Source organism: Nocardioides marinus (genome assembly GCF_013408145.1).
In the GTDB taxonomy this organism is placed as follows: domain Bacteria; phylum Actinomycetota; class Actinomycetes; order Propionibacteriales; family Nocardioidaceae; genus Nocardioides; species Nocardioides marinus.
The window spans coordinates 1,123,994-1,138,613 of record NZ_JACBZI010000001.1; the positions used below are offsets into that span (position 1 = coordinate 1,123,994).

At 74.4% G+C, this 14,620-nt stretch carries 19 protein-coding genes; 8 read left to right on the forward strand and 11 right to left on the reverse strand.

The features are described 5' to 3' along the window. Window positions 1-4 precede the first annotated feature (4 nt). Window positions 5-946 (reverse strand): DICT sensory domain-containing protein, encoded by a 942-nt coding sequence (locus tag BKA05_RS05435; protein WP_179530516.1) that lies wholly within the window; start codon window positions 944-946, stop codon window positions 5-7. 57 nt (window positions 947-1,003) lie between these two features. Here BKA05_RS05435 and BKA05_RS05440 point away from each other — a divergent pair, with 57 nt between their 5' ends. Beyond that, window positions 1,004-1,216: a hypothetical protein gene (locus tag BKA05_RS05440; RefSeq protein ID WP_179530517.1), complete on the forward strand. Its 213-nt coding sequence runs from the start codon at window positions 1,004-1,006 to the stop codon at window positions 1,214-1,216. After that, the gene (locus BKA05_RS05445) at window positions 1,213-1,905 is read left to right on the forward strand and encodes an FHA domain-containing protein (protein ID WP_179530518.1); all 693 of its coding nucleotides are present in this window, start codon (window positions 1,213-1,215) and stop codon (window positions 1,903-1,905) included. The genes BKA05_RS05440 and BKA05_RS05445 overlap by 4 nt, the downstream gene beginning before the upstream one ends. Here BKA05_RS05445 and BKA05_RS05450 read toward each other — a convergent pair. Continuing rightward, window positions 1,887-2,321 (reverse strand): CBS domain-containing protein, encoded by a 435-nt coding sequence (locus tag BKA05_RS05450; RefSeq protein WP_179530519.1) that lies wholly within the window; start codon window positions 2,319-2,321, stop codon window positions 1,887-1,889. The genes BKA05_RS05445 and BKA05_RS05450 overlap by 19 nt on opposite strands. A gap of 117 nt (window positions 2,322-2,438) precedes the next feature. Beyond that, window positions 2,439-3,314 (reverse strand): histidinol-phosphatase, encoded by an 876-nt coding sequence (gene hisN / locus BKA05_RS05455; protein ID WP_179530520.1) that lies wholly within the window; start codon window positions 3,312-3,314, stop codon window positions 2,439-2,441. A gap of 57 nt (window positions 3,315-3,371) precedes the next feature. Here hisN and BKA05_RS05460 point away from each other — a divergent pair, with 57 nt between their 5' ends. Continuing rightward, window positions 3,372-3,800 carry a DUF2231 domain-containing protein gene (locus BKA05_RS05460; protein WP_179530521.1) on the forward strand — a complete coding sequence of 143 codons (429 nt, stop codon included), beginning with the start codon at window positions 3,372-3,374 and terminating at the stop codon, window positions 3,798-3,800. 13 nt (window positions 3,801-3,813) lie between these two features. On the opposite strand, the gene rsgA is transcribed toward BKA05_RS05460, so the two are convergent. Genes rsgA through BKA05_RS05480 form a run of 4 tightly spaced genes read right to left on the reverse strand, consistent with a single transcriptional unit; the run spans window position 3,814 to window position 8,305 of the window. Further along, window positions 3,814-4,812: a ribosome small subunit-dependent GTPase A gene (gene rsgA / locus BKA05_RS05465; RefSeq protein WP_179530522.1), complete on the reverse strand. Its 999-nt coding sequence runs from the start codon at window positions 4,810-4,812 to the stop codon at window positions 3,814-3,816. A 13-nt stretch (window positions 4,813-4,825) separates the two neighbouring features. Continuing rightward, window positions 4,826-6,115, reverse strand: a complete 1,290-nt coding sequence (gene aroA / locus BKA05_RS05470) for a 3-phosphoshikimate 1-carboxyvinyltransferase (RefSeq protein ID WP_343045533.1) — start codon at window positions 6,113-6,115, stop codon at window positions 4,826-4,828. Between the two features lie 42 nt (window positions 6,116-6,157). After that, window positions 6,158-6,661: a DoxX family membrane protein gene (locus tag BKA05_RS05475; RefSeq protein ID WP_179530523.1), complete on the reverse strand. Its 504-nt coding sequence runs from the start codon at window positions 6,659-6,661 to the stop codon at window positions 6,158-6,160. 54 nt (window positions 6,662-6,715) lie between these two features. Further along, window positions 6,716-8,305 carry a sigma-70 family RNA polymerase sigma factor gene (locus BKA05_RS05480; protein ID WP_179530524.1) on the reverse strand — a complete coding sequence of 530 codons (1,590 nt, stop codon included), beginning with the start codon at window positions 8,303-8,305 and terminating at the stop codon, window positions 6,716-6,718. Between the two features lie 205 nt (window positions 8,306-8,510). Here BKA05_RS05480 and BKA05_RS05485 point away from each other — a divergent pair, with 205 nt between their 5' ends. The 5 genes from BKA05_RS05485 (at window position 8,511) to rsrA (ending at window position 11,791) form a co-directional block, all read left to right on the forward strand. Continuing rightward, window positions 8,511-9,152: a hypothetical protein gene (locus BKA05_RS05485; RefSeq protein WP_179530525.1), complete on the forward strand. Its 642-nt coding sequence runs from the start codon at window positions 8,511-8,513 to the stop codon at window positions 9,150-9,152. Between the two features lie 188 nt (window positions 9,153-9,340). Continuing rightward, entirely contained in the window at window positions 9,341-10,090 is a 750-nt protein-coding gene (locus BKA05_RS05490; protein ID WP_179530526.1) for an SOS response-associated peptidase, read from the forward strand. Next, complete coding sequence (locus BKA05_RS05495) at window positions 10,087-10,737, forward strand: alpha/beta family hydrolase (protein ID WP_179530527.1); 651 nt, start codon at window positions 10,087-10,089, stop codon at window positions 10,735-10,737. The genes BKA05_RS05490 and BKA05_RS05495 overlap by 4 nt, the downstream gene beginning before the upstream one ends. Before the next feature lie 137 nt (window positions 10,738-10,874). Then, the gene (locus tag BKA05_RS05500) at window positions 10,875-11,510 is read left to right on the forward strand and encodes a sigma-70 family RNA polymerase sigma factor (protein ID WP_179530528.1); all 636 of its coding nucleotides are present in this window, start codon (window positions 10,875-10,877) and stop codon (window positions 11,508-11,510) included. Then, on the forward strand, window positions 11,507-11,791 hold the full coding sequence (gene rsrA / locus BKA05_RS05505; protein WP_179530529.1) for a mycothiol system anti-sigma-R factor: 285 nt from the start codon (window positions 11,507-11,509) through the stop codon (window positions 11,789-11,791). The genes BKA05_RS05500 and rsrA overlap by 4 nt, the downstream gene beginning before the upstream one ends. A gap of 80 nt (window positions 11,792-11,871) precedes the next feature. On the opposite strand, the gene BKA05_RS20470 is transcribed toward rsrA, so the two are convergent. The 4 genes from BKA05_RS20470 to BKA05_RS05520 all read right to left on the reverse strand — a co-directional run bounded on the left by BKA05_RS20470 (window position 11,872) and on the right by BKA05_RS05520 (window position 14,607). Further along, window positions 11,872-11,946, reverse strand: coding sequence for a 50S ribosomal protein bL37 (locus BKA05_RS20470; RefSeq protein ID WP_369759046.1), 75 nt, complete (start codon window positions 11,944-11,946; stop codon window positions 11,872-11,874). Window positions 11,947-12,036: 90 nt separating this feature from the next. Further along, window positions 12,037-12,444, reverse strand: coding sequence for a thioesterase family protein (locus BKA05_RS05510; RefSeq protein WP_179530530.1), 408 nt, complete (start codon window positions 12,442-12,444; stop codon window positions 12,037-12,039). After that, window positions 12,441-12,947: a GNAT family N-acetyltransferase gene (locus tag BKA05_RS05515; protein WP_179530531.1), complete on the reverse strand. Its 507-nt coding sequence runs from the start codon at window positions 12,945-12,947 to the stop codon at window positions 12,441-12,443. The genes BKA05_RS05510 and BKA05_RS05515 overlap by 4 nt, the downstream gene beginning before the upstream one ends. 10 nt (window positions 12,948-12,957) lie before the next feature. After that, window positions 12,958-14,607, reverse strand: a complete 1,650-nt coding sequence (locus tag BKA05_RS05520) for an acetolactate synthase (RefSeq protein ID WP_179530532.1) — start codon at window positions 14,605-14,607, stop codon at window positions 12,958-12,960. Window positions 14,608-14,620: the final 13 nt, after the last annotated feature.

Genomic DNA, 14,620 nt, shown 5'->3' on the forward strand with positions numbered 1-14,620 from the left:
GGGTTCACCGACCCGCGCGCGGGCGGTGGCCGTCGTCGACGTAGGCGACGACCCGGGAGAACAGGGCGCTGACGGCGGCGAGGTCCGCCGCTACCGGTGCCGGCTCGTCGGCCAGTGCGAACTGCACCGCCGCCGTCCCCTCCGCCCCTGCCTGTGCCGCCAGAGCCGCGCACGTGCGGGCAGCGCGGCGGACCGCCGTGGGGTCGATCGTCCAGGCCGACTCGAAGAGCCGCTGGCGGTCGGGCACCCCCTCCTGCCCGGGCAGCTCCCACGCGGTCAGCGCCACCGGGAGGTCGTGGCTGTCGCAGACCACGGCCCACTCCCGGCGTACCGGCGAGTCGTCGTCGAGCAGGACCGGCGTGGCCCCTTCGGGGGTCGGGGCGTCGGGGTCGGCGGGCGCGTAGAAGGCGTACGCCGAGCCGGCCACCCGGGACAGCTCGCGCCACCGGCGGCGGGCCGGCCGGTAGTACTGCTCGGCCTGGAAGAGACCGAACAGGTGTGCCCGCTCGGCCTTCGCGGCGAACTCGTCCTCGATGGCCCACGACAGCGAGAGCAGCGTCTGCTTGGTGAGTCGGTGGACGGGCACCTCGCGGTGGTGGCGACGCAGCTCTGCCCACACCGAGGCGGCGCGCGGCTCCGCGGCCCGCTGGGCGCCGGCGAGGACCTCGGCGATGGCGGCGTCGAGGCGTACGCCGGCCTCGCGACGACCGAGCACCTCCTGCACCCCGGCCACGTCGGCCTCGGAGTAGCGGCGGTGGCCGCTCTCGAGGCGGTCGGGCACCGGGAAGCCGTGCCGCTGCTCCCACATGCGCAGGGTCGCGGGCGCGACCCCGGTGCGCTCGGCGAGGTCGCCGATGCTCAGGGAGGCCCCGGCGCTGCCGGAGGTAGCGGAGCTGCCGGGGGCATCGGTGCGGCGGACCGGGACGGAGGTAGACGTGGTGTTCACATCTGTGATGCTATACCTACACAGCCTGTTGAGGAACCTGTGGAAGGGTGGTGGCTGGTGATGGGGAGCAGCCCGGTCGGTCGGATCGACACGTGGGACCAGCTCGCGGCCGCGGTGGGTGACGTGCTCGACGGGGCGCCGGAGGGCCGGCCGCTGCGGCTCGACCTCGCCGACGTCGAGGTGGAGGTGCCCGGCACCGCCGGGCACTCGCGCTGGCGCGTGCGCGGGCACGTCGCCGTCAGCGGTGGCCCCGACGGGAGCGGGGCGTGAGCACCACGACGGGGGTCGACGCCCCCACGCGTCTCGTGCTCGACATCGACCTCGAGATCACCACCGAGCGTGCCGACGGCACGACCGCGGTGGTGCGGGTGCACGGTCGCGGGCGGGAGGTCGTGGTCGACCTCGCCCCCGACGGCGCGGCCGCGCCGCCGCGCGCCGGCGTGGGCGTCGACTGGGCGGGTGTCCGCGCTCTCGCGGACCTGTTGGCCGCCCGCGGCCTCGCGCTGCACGTCGAGCGGCACGGACGCCGCCTGCTGACCCTCGGCGGGTCCGACCGCGGTGGGTCCCGGCGCCTGCGCGGCCTGCCGCCCCTGCGGGTCGGGAGCCCGCGGGACCTGGCGCTGGCGAGCATCGAGACGGCGGGTGCCCGTCTGCTCCGGGGCGTGCGCGGTGCCCGTGGCGAGCGCAGCCTCCCCGCGGCCGTCCGCGACCCGCTGCCCAGCACCTTGGTCATCGGCTCCCACCCCGCCTGCGACGTGGTGCTCCCGGGCCTGCGGCCGCGGCACGCCGTCCTGGGTCGCGACCTCGAGGGCCGCTCGGTGCTCAAGGCCCTGGCGGGCGGCTGCACCGTCGACGGGTCCCCGGTGGTCAGCCAGGTCGTGGACGCCGACAGCGACATCCGCGTCGGCGGCCACCGCGTCAGCCTCGGCGAGCTGCGACCTCAGGCCTGGTGCACGTAGGAGTCGAGCTGGTCGCGCTCGAACTGCAGCTGCCCGATCTTGTGCTTGACCACGTCCCCGATGCTCACGACGCCGACCAGTCCGTCGTCGCCGACGACCGGCAGGTGGCGGAAGCGGCGCCGGGTCATCGTCTCCATGACCTCGTCCAGGCCGGCCTCGGGCCGGCAGGTCTCCACCACCTCGGTCATGATCGCGCCGACGGTGTTGTTGACCACGGTGCCGTCGTGGTGCAGGTGGCGCACGACGTCACGCTCGCTCACGATGCCGTCGAGCGTGCGACCGTCGCGGCTGACGACCACGGCGCCGACGTTGTGCTCGGCGAGCAGCCCCAGCAGGTCACGCACCCCGGCGTCGGGGGAGATGCTGACGACCTCGCGCCCCCGGTCCTTGGCATCCAGCACAGCGGCGATGTTCACGGCGGACCTCCTGAGTGGTGACGGGAGCAACGAGTCGACCGTACAAGTGACCTCGGTCACGCGTACAGAGGCCGACGGCCCCCGTGGACAGGCCCCTGGACCGCCGGGTGGTCCGCGTCAGTCCCTCGGACGCCGGGACCGCAGGTCGGAGACCGAGCCCGGGCCGCTGCGCGGCTGGTCGGGGTCGTCGCCGGCGTCGTCGGGCAGGCCGCCGAGGAAGGCCAGCGCCGCGTCGTGCAGGTGGCCGTTGCTGGCCACCGCGTTGCCGCCCCACGGTCCGGCGCTGCCGTCGAGGGAGGTGAAGGAGCCGCCCGCCTCACGGACGATCACGTCGAGGGCGGCCATGTCGTAGACCTCGAGCTCGGGCTCGGCGGCGATGTCGACGGCCCCCTCGGCCACGAGCATGTAGGACCAGAAGTCGCCGTAGGCCCGGGTGCGCCAGCACCGCCGCATCAACGAGAGCACGTCCTCGAGGCGGTCGCGGTCCTCCCAGCCGGAGAGGGAGGAGTAGGAGAACGACGCGTCCTCCAAGCGGCGTACGTCGGAGACCTGCATGCGGGTGGCCTTGAGCAGCGACTTGCCGGTCCAGGCCCCGCCGCCGGTGGAGGCCCACCAGCGACGCTGCAGCTGCGGTGCCGACACGACGCCCACCACCACCTCGTCGTCGACCACCAGCGAGATGAGCGTGGCCCAGACGGGGACCCCGCGGACGAAGTTCTTGGTGCCGTCGATGGGGTCGATGATCCAGCGCCGCTGGCTGTTGCCGGTCGTGCCCTGCTCCTCGCCGGTGATCGCGTCCCGTGAGCGCACCCGCGACAGGGTCCGGCGGATCGCCTCCTCGACGGCCTGGTCGGCGTCGGTGACCGGGGTGAGGTCCGGCTTGCTCATCACGTGCAGGTCCAGGGCCTTGAAGCGCGCGGTCGTCAGGGAGTCCGCGTCGTCGGCCAGCACGTGGGCCAGTCGGAGGTCGTCGGTGAAGTCGGGGGTGGCCACGAACGCACAGGCTAGCCTCAGGTGCGATCGGCGCCGGTGGCCCTACCGTGGTGGTCCATGGAGATCAACGGGATGCCCGCCCACGCCCTGCTCGTCCATGGTGCTGTCGTCTTCGGTCCGGTGGCCGGTCTGCTCGCCGTGGCGTACGCCGTCCCGGCGCTGCGCGAGCGGTTGCGCGGCGTCACGCTCGTGACCGCGGTCCTCGCGGCGGTCTTCGTGGTGCTGGCCTACCTCAGCGGTGACAGCTACCTCGAGGACAACCCCGCCCTGTCGAACATCCCGGCGGTCGACACCCACGAGGACCGCGCTGCCTTCGCGCTGTGGGTGACCCTGGCGTTCTCCGCCCTGGCGGTGGCCGCGACGACGCTGCGCACGGGGCGTGCCGCTCGCGTGCTGCCGCTGCTGGCCGCGGTCGGCGGGGTGGCCACGGTGGTGGCCGTCGCGCTGACCGGCGACGCCGGCGCCCAGGCGGTCTGGGGCGGCTGAGCCCGGCTCGGCCTCACCAGGCGGGCTCGGACCGCGCGGCGAGGAGTCGGCGGAACGACGTGACCCGGTCGGGGTCGGCGGTGCCGGCGGCGAGTGCGTCGTCGAGGCCGCACTCGGGCTCCTCCGTGCCGTGGGTGCAGCCGCGCGGGCAGTCCTCGGTCATCTCGTCGAGGTCGGGGAAGGCCTCGATGAGGTGCTCGGGCTGGACGTGGGCCAGGCCGAAGGAGCGGATGCCGGGGGTGTCGACGATCCACCCGGGGCGCCCGTCGTGCTCGGGCAGTGCCAGCAGGTAGGCAGAGGTCGAGGTGTGCCGCCCGCGCCCGGTCACCGCGTTCACCACGCCGACCTCGCGGCCCGCGTCGGGCACCAGGGCGTTGACCAGCGTGGACTTCCCGACGCCCGAGTGCCCGATCAGCACGCTCGTGCGGCCGGCCAGCTCCTCGCGCAGCTCGGTGAGGTCGCCGCCGCGTCGGGTGACGACCCACGGGACCCCCAGCGAGCGGTAGGTCGACAGCAGGGCGTCGGGGGAGGCCAGGTCGGCCTTGGTCAGGCACAGCAGCGGGCGCATGCCGGCGTCGTAGGCCGCGACGAGGGCGCGGTCCAGCAGGCCGGGCCGCGGCTCGGGGTCGGCCAGTGCCGTCACGACCACCAGCTGGTCGGCGTTGGAGACGATCACCCGCTCCACGGGGTCGTCGTCGTCGGCGGTGCGTCGCAGCACCGTGGAGCGCTTCTCGACCTCGACGATGCGGGCCAGCGAGCCCTCGTCGCCCGTCACGTCGCCGACCACGCGGACCCGGTCGCCGACCACGACGCCCTTGCGGCCCAGGGGGCGGGCCTTGACCGCCATCACGACGCGGTCCTCGACGTGCAGCGTGAACCGACCCCGGTCGACGGTCACGACCAGGGCGTCGGTCGCGTCGTCGTACGACGGGCGCTCCTTGGTGCGGGGGCGGGTGCGTCGCCGCGGACGCTCGTAGTGCTCGTGGTCGTGCTCGGAGTAGCGCCCGCTCATCGACCCGCCCGCCTCAGCGCCCGAAGAGGGCCGACCAGGCCCCGGCGAAGTCGGTGAAGGTCTTGGCGGTCGTGGCGACGTCCTCGACGAGCACGTCGTCGACCGCGGCGCCGACGACGACGCCGGCGTGAGCCATGCGGTGGTCGGCGTAGGTGTGGAAGAGCCCGCCGTGCAGCGGCGCCGGGCGGAAGGAGAGCCCGTCGGGGTGCTCGGTGACGTCGGCGCCGAGACCCCCCAGCTCGCGGGCCAGGGCGGCCAGCCGGTCGGTCTCGTGGTGGCGGATGTGCCCGACCCCGCGCAGGTGGCTGGGGGTGGAGGCCAGGGCGCACAGCGCGGCGACCACGGGCGTCAGCTCGCCCACGTCATGGAGGTCGACGTCGAGGCCCTGGAGGGTCCCGGGCTCGGGGCCGGTGACCCGCAACCCGTCGGGGGTGCGCTCGACGGCGCAGCCCATGGCGGTGAGCAGCTCGCCCCAGGCGTCGCCGGCCTGGGTCGTCTCCGACGGCCAGTCGCGGACGGTGACGCTGCCGCCACTCACCGCGGCGAGCGCGAGGAACGGGCCGGCGTTGGAGAGATCGGGCTCGATGGTGCGATCCAGCGCCCGCAGCGGGCCGGGCGCCACCGCCCACCGGTGGGCGTCGCTGTCGTCGACCTCGACGCCCTGCTCGCGCAGCATCGCCACCGTCATGTCGATGTGCGGCAGGGACGGGATGGGCTTGCCGTCGTGGCGCACGTCGACGCCCTCGTCGTAGCGCACACCGGCCAGCAGCAGCGCGGAGACGAACTGCGAGGACTGCGAGGCGTCCAGCACCACGCGGCCGCCACGCACGGAGCCACGTCCGTGCAGCCGGAACGGCAGGGCGCCCCGACCGTCGTCGTCCACCTCGACGCCGAGGTGGCGCAGCGCGAGGAGCACCTCGCCGATGGGGCGGGTGCGCATGTGCGGGTCGCCGTCGAAGGAGACCGTGCCGTGGGACAGCGCCGCCACCGGGGGCACGAACCGCATGACCGTGCCGGCCAGCCCGCAGTCGACGTCGGTGTCGCCCGCGAACGCGCCGGGAGTGACCGTCCAGTCGTCGGCGCTGGTGTCGACGTGCGAGCCGAGGCCGGTGAGGGCCGCGGCCATCAGCAGGGAGTCGCGCGACCGCAGCGCCCGGCGTACGACGCTGGGCCCGTCGGCCAGGGCCGCCAGCACCAGCGCGCGGTTGGTGAGGCTCTTGCTGCCGGGCAGGCCGACCGTCGCCTCCACGGGGCCGGTGGCGCGCGGCGCCGGCCAGGGGTCGGGCAGCGGGGCGTCAGGCACCCGCGCAGCCTAGTCGGGCCGGGTCGTGGCTCGCGGGCCGGCTCATCGCACGCGGGCCGACACCAGCTTCGCCTCGCGACGTGCCTCCCGCTTCGCGGTCCGGGCGAGGTGGCGGGTGCGCCAGGCGACGCCGGGCTTGCCGTCGGTGTCGCCGGCGGCGATGACCAGGCCACCGAGCAGGGAGAGGTTCTTGGCGAAGTGCAGGCGCTGCTGCTGCGCCGACGCGTCGTCGTCGGCCTCCCAGAACCGGTGGCCGGCCAGCGTGGTCGGCACCAGCGAGGCCGCCAGTACCGTGGCGCAGGTGCGCGGCGCGCGGCCGGTGGCCAGCCCGAGGGCGGCGCCGAGCTGCACACCGGCGTTGACCTTGACCAGGGTCTGAGGGTCCTGCGGCAGGCCGGGGACGGCCTTGCGCATCAGGGGCACGAGGCGGTCGGTCACGGTCTCGGCCTTCTGCGCCATGGCGTCGCTGTGCTTGAGCGCATTGGTCGCGCCGATGAAGAAGGTGGAGGCGAGCAGGGGGCGGGCGATGGTGCGGCTGATCGACATGGACCGAGCCTGCCCAGGTGGGCGAGGACCATGCCCGCCTGTTGGGGTGAGCGCTCAGGACAGGGGGACCCGGACCGCCAGGGTCTCGCCCGAGGTCGTGGTGATCTCGAAGGTCAGGGTCGTGGTGCCGAGGGGGAGCGGGACGGCGCGGAAGGTGTAGCTGCCCGTGCCCAGCGAGCAGGTGGCGGGGCCGAGCGCGAGGCCGGCGCACCGTGGGTCGAGGGTGAGCGCCACCAGCGGCCGGTCGCTGGTGAGGCGGACCTGCCCGGTCGCGCCCTCCGGCAGGGAGGTCACGTCGAGCACGACCCGCCAGGTGACGCCGAGCACCGTCGTCGCCGAGCCCTGGGCGGTGACCCGCGGCGCGGTCGTCGGGGTGGGTTCCGGGGTGGGTTCCGGGGTGGGCTCGGGCTCGGGCTCGGACGTGGGCTCGGGCTCGGGGTCGGGTGTCGGCTCCGTCGTGGGTTCCGGTGAAGGCTGAGTCGGCTCCTGCGTGATGTCAGGAGGCGTGAGCTCCTCGGTCACGGGTGCGGAGGTGGGCTCGAGGTCGACCACGGGCTCCACGTCCGGTTCGGGTTCCGACCCGGCGCCCGTGTCCGTGGGCTCGGGGGCGGTCCCGCTGCCGGTCCCGGGGGAGGGCGGCACGGCCGGTGCAGAGGCTGCGGGGCCGGCCGTGGTGTCAGGGGCAGGGTCGGCCGAGCGCGCCACGCCCACGACGACGCTTCCTCCGACGACGGCGGTCGCCACCCCTGCCGCCGCGGTCGCGGGGAGGTTGGCCAGGGCCACGTCCCGGGCGCGCCCGGGCAGCGCGAGCACCCACCCGCCCAGGCCGACTCCGACGCCGCTCGCCGCCGCCGCGGAGCCGGCGTACGCCGCCGCAGCCCCACCCAGCAGCAGTGGTCCCAGCAGCGCGCCCATGCCGCTGTTGACCTCGGCGAGCTCGAGGTAGATGCCGGTGCAGCGTCGGCAGCCCTCGAGGTGGTCCTCGACCTTCGTGGCGTCGCGACGGGAGGAGTTGCCACGCACGTAGCCACCGAGCATCGACTGGGTCCGGCGGCACTCCGGGTCCTCGGTGCGGGTGGCGTGGGCGGCGAGGAACGCCTCGCGCAGGCCCTCGCGGGCGCGGTAGGCCAGGGCCGCCACGGAGTTCGGGCTGATGCCCAGCAGGGGAGCCACCTCGGCCGGCTTCGCGCCCTCGACCTCGGTGTGCCACAGCACCAGCTGCCAGCGCTCGGGCAGCGAGGCGAACGCCTCGGCCGCCGCGTCGTTCTCGAAGCCGGCCACGGCGCTGTCGTGGAACGGCACGCCGGCGTCGTACGCCGCGATGTCGTCGGTGGCCTGGACCCGCGAGGTGACCCGGGTGCGGTCGACGTGCAGGCGTCGCACCGAGGTCAGCAGGTAGGCCCGGAAGGCCTCGTCGGGCCCGCCGCCGCGCTGCAGCACCTCCATCACCTTCGCGAACGCGTCGGAGACCAGGTCCTCGGCGTCGCCGCTGCCCCGGGTGAGCTGCAGGGCCAGGCGGCGGGCGGACTCCTGGTGGCGCGCGAAGAGCTCGCCGTACGACTCGAGGTCGCCGGCGCGCACGGCGGAGATGAGGTCGGCGTCGGAGCGGTCCAGGATCGTCCCGGGCGCCTGCGTGGCGCTCACGTCCCTATCAACGCACGAGCGGGCAGAACAGCACGCCGGAACGGCCGGAGAAAATTCTTTCCAGGAATTCTGCGGAACCGCGTCATGACCTCACCGCGGTCGCGTCCCCTCCCCGAAGAACCCGCCATGGTGGCGGCGGCCGACGTCCCGGACCCCCTGGACAGCGCCGGCGTGCACGACCAGAGCAGACGAGGAGGAGGACCGGATGGGAAGGCTGGCAGACCTGCTGCGCCGCCCGGCGCCGGGCCCCACGTCGCTCGAGCACGCACGGGACGTCGGTCGCCGCCTGGCGCGGGACGGTGCGAGCGTGGGAGAGGCGCTGCGCACCCTGCGGGCCGAGGAGCAGGCACGGGGTCGGGAGCCTCGTACCGAGGAGGTGGAGGCCCTCGTGGAGGGCTGGGCCGACACCACCCTCGGGCACCTGCACCGGCTCACCTGCGAGGACCCGCTCACGGGTCTCGCGACCACGGCCCACCTGCGGACCAGGCTGGCCGAGCAGCGGCGCGCGGGTCTCGACCTCGCGCAGGCCCATGCCCTGGTCGTCGTGTCGCCGGGCGGTACGGAGGGAGACCGCCCGGCGCACGACTCCGACTCGCTCAGGGCGGCGTTGTGGGGCGCCGCCCTGGGCGAGCGGGTCCGGGTGGTCTTCGGGGAGGAGACCGTCGCCCACACCGCCTCGGGGCGGGTCGTGGTGCTGGCGCACAAGGACCGCCGGCTCGAGGGACTGGTCGGCCTGCTGCGGCGCCTGCTGCTGGAGGACGGGTACGACGTCACCACCCGCGTGCACCCGCTCCCGGAGGGGGAGCTGGAGCTCGTGCTGCTGCTCGAGCGTCTCGACGGCGCGTAGGGAGGGTGGCTGCCGCGCACCGCGGCAGGTGCTCGCGGCCTTCGCAGCCAGACGGACCGAACGGTCCTCGGAGAGCGCGTCCCAGGCTTGGCGCGTGTGCGTCCGGGCCCGTTCGGTCCGTCCCTGTACGTACCCACCGGTCCCGACCACCCCGGCTGCCCGCTCCGCTCGCCCCTAGGCTGACCCGCATGTGTGGTCGCTACGCCTCCAGTCGCAGGCCCGAGGACCTCGTCGAGGAGTTCGAGGTGGACCAGCCGATGCTGGAGGCCGCTCTCGAGCCCGACTACAACGTGGCGCCCACCAAGGACGTGTACGCCGTGCTCGAGCGGCCGCCCAAGGGCGAGGAGCGGCCCACCGCCGAGCGCCAGCTGAGGGTGCTGCAGTGGGGCCTGGTGCCGTCGTGGGCCAAGGATCCCTCGATCGGCAACCGGATGATCAACGCCCGGGCCGAGACCGTCGCCGAGAAGCCGGCCTACAAGCGGGCCTTCGCCAAGCGCCGCTGCCTGCTCCCGGCCGACGGGTACTTCGAGTGGTACCCCACCGAGCAGCTCACGAAGGCGGGGAAGCCGCGCAAGCAGCCGTTCTTCATCCGGCCCAAGGACCAGGGGGTCCTCGCGATGGCCGGTCTCTACGAGATCTGGCGCGACCCGACCCGCGACGAGGACGACCCGCACCGCTTCCGCTGGACCTGCACGGTGATCACCACCGACGCCGAGGACGACCTCGGCCACATCCACGACCGGATGCCGATGATGGTCGAGCGTGAGCGCTGGGCCGACTGGCTCGACCCGACCGTCGAGGCCGGTGACCTCCTCCGGCTGCTCGCCCCCGCCGCCCCCGGACGGCTCGAGGCGTTCCCGGTGTCGACGCTGGTCAGCAACGTCCGCAACAACGGCCCCGAGCTGGTGGAGCCGCTGCCGCTGGAGGGGGAGCTGTGAGCACCACCGAGAAGGTCGTCGAGACCCCGCACGGCCCGGGGCGCCTCGTGGTCCAGCGCGCCCGTACCGCCTCGGCGACGCTGCTGCTCAGTCACGGCGCGGGCGTGGGCATCGACACCCGCGACCTCGAGGCCCTCGCGGCCGACCTGCCCCGCCAGGGCATCACCGTGGCGCGGTTCGAGCAGCCCTGGCGCGTGGCCGGACGCAAGGTGGCGACCCCGCCGCCGACCCTGGACGCCGGGCTGCGTGCGGCCGCCGCGGCGCTCGGGTCACGACACCCCCTCGTCGTCGGTGGCCGGTCCGCGGGCGCCCGGTCCGCCGCGCGCTGCGCCGCCGACCTCGGCGCCCACGGCTGCCTCGCGCTGGCCTTCCCCCTGCACCCGCCGGGCAAGCCGGAGAAGTCGAGGCTGGCCGAGCTCGAGGGTGCCGGGGTCCCGACCCTGGTCGTCCAGGGGGAGCGGGACACGATGGGGCGCCCCGAGGAGTTCCCCGACCCGCTGCCCGACCAGGTGCACCTCGCGGTGGTGCCGGGGGCCGACCACGGGTTCAAGGTCCCGAAGCGCGGCGACCTCACCGAGGACGACGCCATGGCCCTGCTGGTCGAGGCCACGCTCGAGTGGCTGGTGCGCGAGGTGCTCCCCGACTGACGGGCGGGCTGCCGGGCCGGCTGAGGGGCGCGGGAATGCCCGCGTACGCCGGGGACGTTGTGCCCCTCGTGATGGCACTGCTGGAACGCACCGACGAGCGGGTCGTCCCGACCGAACCGGGGCTAGGCTGGGGCACGATGACTGACAGCCTGCTGCCGGACGAGCCGGTGGACCCCGCGACCGAGACCGACGCCGAGCGGTCCGCCCGCTTCGAGCGCGACGCGCTGCCCTTCCTGGACCAGCTGTACTCGGCGGCGATGCGGATGACCCGCAACCCCGCCGATGCCGAGGACCTGGTGCAGGAGACGTTCGCCAAGGCGTACTCCTCCTTCCACCAGTTCAAGCCGGGCACCAACCTGAAGGCGTGGCTGTACCGGATCCTCACCAACACCTTCATCAACAGCTACCGCAAGAAGCAGCGCCAGCCGCAGCAGTCGATGTCCGAGGACGTCGAGGACTGGCAGCTGGCCCGCGCGGAGTCGCACTCCTCGACGGGGTTGAAGTCCGCCGAGACCGAGGCGCTCGAGCACCTGCCCGACAGCGAGGTCAAGGACGCGCTGCAGCGGCTGCCCGAGGAGTTCCGCCTCGCGGTCTACCTCGCCGACGTCGAGGGGTTCGCCTACAAGGAGATCGCCGAGATCATGGAGACGCCGATCGGGACGGTGATGTCGCGGCTGCACCGCGGCCGCCGCCAGCTGCGCGACATGCTGACCGACTACGTGCGGGCCAACGACCTGCTGCCCGCCTCGAGCCTGCCTGGGGAGGGGTCGTGACCGAGCACACCCACCACCATGACCACGACCCGAGCGAGAGCGAGTGCGCCGACTTCCTCGAGCGCATCGTCTACTTCCTCGACAACGAGCTCGACGAGGCCGACTGTGCCGTGGTGCGGATGCACCTCGACACCTGCAACCCCTGCCTGGAGAAGTACGACCTGCAGCGCACGGTGAAGTCCATCGTCGCCCGCTCGTGCTCGGAGTCCGCGCCCGAGGACCTGCGCGCCCGCGTGATGATGCGGGTGCGCGAGGTCCAGATCCGGATCAGCGAGACCTGAGTCCCCGCACACGCAAGAACCCCCGGGCCCTGTGGGCTCCGGGGGTTCGGCGCGTCTGACGCGGAGGTGCTGGACCTCGCTCAGGCGTTGGGGCGCTTGCCGTGGTTCGCGCCCTTCTTCTTGCGAGCGCGGCGCTTGCGACCGGTCTTGCCCATGGTGATCTCCTCGGAATAGTCGTCGGCCCGTGCACAGGCCAGCGGCCAGTCTCCCAGGACCGGGAGCCCACGGGAAATCGAGGTCGGGGTTCAGGACCCGGCCAGGCGGCCCATGAAGCGCTCGGCGTCGACCACCACCCGGGTCACCTCGCCGGTCGCGACGACCTTGCCTGGGCGGCCAGCCGGGGTGTCGGCGGCGTGCCGAGCGCTCACGGTGAGCCGGTGCAGCCGCCCGTCGACGTGGGTGACCGAGGCAGCGGCCTCGACCACCGCGCCCAGCGGGGTGGGCGCCTGGTGCTCGAGCTCCACCCGCGTCCCGACGCTGGTCTCGCCGTCACGCAGGTCCGGTGCGAGCGCGGCGCAGGTGGCGGCCTCCAGCCAGGCCAGCAGGCGCGGCGTGCCGAGCACCGGCAGGTCACCGGAGCCGACGGCCTGGGCCGTGTCGTCCTCGCCCACGGTGAAGCGCAGGGTCGCGGTCAGGTCGGTCCGGTCGGTCATGCGGTCCCTCCCAGGGTCGTGCCGAAGGCGATCAGGTGGACGTCGGGGACGGGGCTCCAGTCCCGCTCGGGCAGCCGGTTGAAGCCGTGCCGGGCGTAGAGCCGGTGGGCGGCGGTCATCTCCACCAGCGAGGACATCACGACCGCGCGGGCGCCGTCACGGCGGTAGTGGTCCAGGACGTGCTCGACCAGAGCCGAGCCGACCCCCTGCCCCTGGGCGCCCGGGGCGACCGAGAGCATCCGGAACTCGCCCTCGCCGGACTCGGCGATCTCCCGCCACGGCGACCCCGGCGGGCAGGTCGTGACGCTGCCGAGGACCTCGCCAGGGCCGTGCGGGTCGTCGGTCACGGCGACCCAGAGCTCGGCTTGCTCGGCCCGGGACGCGGCGTCGCGCAGGCGGGCCACGTAGGGGTCGTCGGGGCCGAGCGTGAAGGGCGCGTACGCCGCCGCGGTGACCTCGCCGACGGCGGCGAGGTCGGCCGGGGCGGCCGGTCGGATGAGCACGGGCCAGCGGTCAGATGCCGAAGGTGTTGCGCGGGTAGGCGGCGTCGACGTCGGTGATGATGTTGACCAGGTAGGGCACACCCGAGGCGAAGGCACGGTCCAGGGCCGGCCCGATCTGCCGCGGGTCGGTCACGCTCTCCCCGGCACCACCGAGGGCCTTGACCACCTCGTCGTAGCGGGTCTGCTTGGCCAGGTCCGCGGCCACGTCGTAGCCGTAGAGCATCTGCATCGGGCCCTTCTCCAGCCCCCACGCGGAGTTGTTGCCCATGACCATGACGACCGGCAGCCCGTGCCGCACCAGGGTGTCGACGTCCATGAGGGAGAAGCCCGCCGCGCCGTCGCCCAGCAGCAGCACGACCTGGGCCGAGGGACGGGCCAGGCGGGCCGCGATCGCGGCACCGAGTCCGGCGCCCAGGCAGCCGTAGGGGCCGGGGTCCAGCCAGCCCCCGGGACGCTTGGGCTCGACGAACTTGCCGGCGAAGGACACGAAGTCCCCGCCGTCGCCGATGACCACGGCGTCGTCGGCCAGGCGGGGCACCAGCTCGCCGTAGATGCGGGCGGGGTGGATGGGATCGGCCTCCGCGGTCAGCAGCGCGGCGTCGCGCTCGGCCGCGGCGCGGGCGGTCTCCTGCAGGCTCGTGCTCCACCCGGCGTACGACGTGCGGCCGCGGCGGTCGACCGCCTCGAGGATGCCGTCGAGGCAGGCGGTCAGGTCGCCGGCGACCGAGGCTGCCAGCGTGGCGTGCCCGCTGACCTGGTCGGCGGAGTCGGCCACGTGCACGACCCGGGCGGGCTCGGCGCCGTCCTTGCCGCCGAAGACGCCGTAGCCCAGCCGGAAGTCCAGCGGGGTGCCGACGACGACCACGAGGTCGGCGGTGCCGAGGGCCTGGCCGCGGGCCTTCGTGGCCAGCAGCGGGTGCCCGCCGGGGATGATGCCGCGGCCCATGCCGTTGGTGATGGCGGGCAGGCCGAGCTCCTCGACCAGGCGCAGCGCGGCCTCCTCGGCGCCGTCGGCCCAGACGTCGGTGCCCAGCACCAGCACCGGGCGTGAGGCCCCCACCAGCAGGTCCGCGATGGTCTCCAGCGCGTCGGTGTCGGGGTCCTGACCGCGGGCGGGGCCACCGGGGGCGACCTCGCCGGCGGAGGCGTTGAAGAACTCGTCCATCGGGACGTCGACGAAGACCGGTCCGCGGTGCGAGGACCGGGCCACGGTGAAGGCCTCGTGCATGCCGTCGAGCACGTCGCCGGCCGTGGGGATCGTGCGCGCGAGCTTGGAGACCGGCGCCAGGATCGGCGGCTGGTCGAGCTCCTGCAGCGAGCCGGTGCCCCAGCGGTTCTGCGGGGCGCGGCCACCGACCACGACCATGGGGGAGCCGGCGAACTGGGCCTGGGCGATGGCGCTGACCCCGTTGGTCACGCCCGGCCCGGCCGTCAGCACCGCCAGCCCCGGCACCCGGGTCAGCTTGCCGGTCGCCTCGGCGGCGAAGGCCGCGGTCTGCTCGTGCCGCACGTCGAGCAGCCGCATCGGCGGGTCGGCCTGCACCGCGCCGTCGTACATCGGGAACACGTGGGCCCCGGACAGGGTGAACATGGTCTCCACGCCGTGGGCACGGGCCACGGCGACGGCCAGCGCACCGGCATGGCCCTCGAGCTGCGTCATGTGGCGCACGTTA

Coding starts and splice junctions, on each gene's coding strand:
- BKA05_RS05510 (WP_179530530.1), bottom strand. CDS start 12,444: ATGACCGACCGGACCGACCTGACCGCGACCCTGCGCTTCACCGTGGGC.
- BKA05_RS05460 (WP_179530521.1), top strand. CDS start 3,372: ATGGAGATCAACGGGATGCCCGCCCACGCCCTGCTCGTCCATGGTGCT.
- rsgA (WP_179530522.1), bottom strand. CDS start 4,812: ATGAGCGGGCGCTACTCCGAGCACGACCACGAGCACTACGAGCGTCCG.
- BKA05_RS05475 (WP_179530523.1), bottom strand. CDS start 6,661: ATGTCGATCAGCCGCACCATCGCCCGCCCCCTGCTCGCCTCCACCTTC.
- BKA05_RS05485 (WP_179530525.1), top strand. CDS start 8,511: ATGGGAAGGCTGGCAGACCTGCTGCGCCGCCCGGCGCCGGGCCCCACG.
- BKA05_RS05520 (WP_179530532.1), bottom strand. CDS start 14,607: ATGACGCAGCTCGAGGGCCATGCCGGTGCGCTGGCCGTCGCCGTGGCC.
- BKA05_RS05490 (WP_179530526.1), top strand. CDS start 9,341: ATGTGTGGTCGCTACGCCTCCAGTCGCAGGCCCGAGGACCTCGTCGAG.
- BKA05_RS05500 (WP_179530528.1), top strand. CDS start 10,875: ATGACTGACAGCCTGCTGCCGGACGAGCCGGTGGACCCCGCGACCGAG.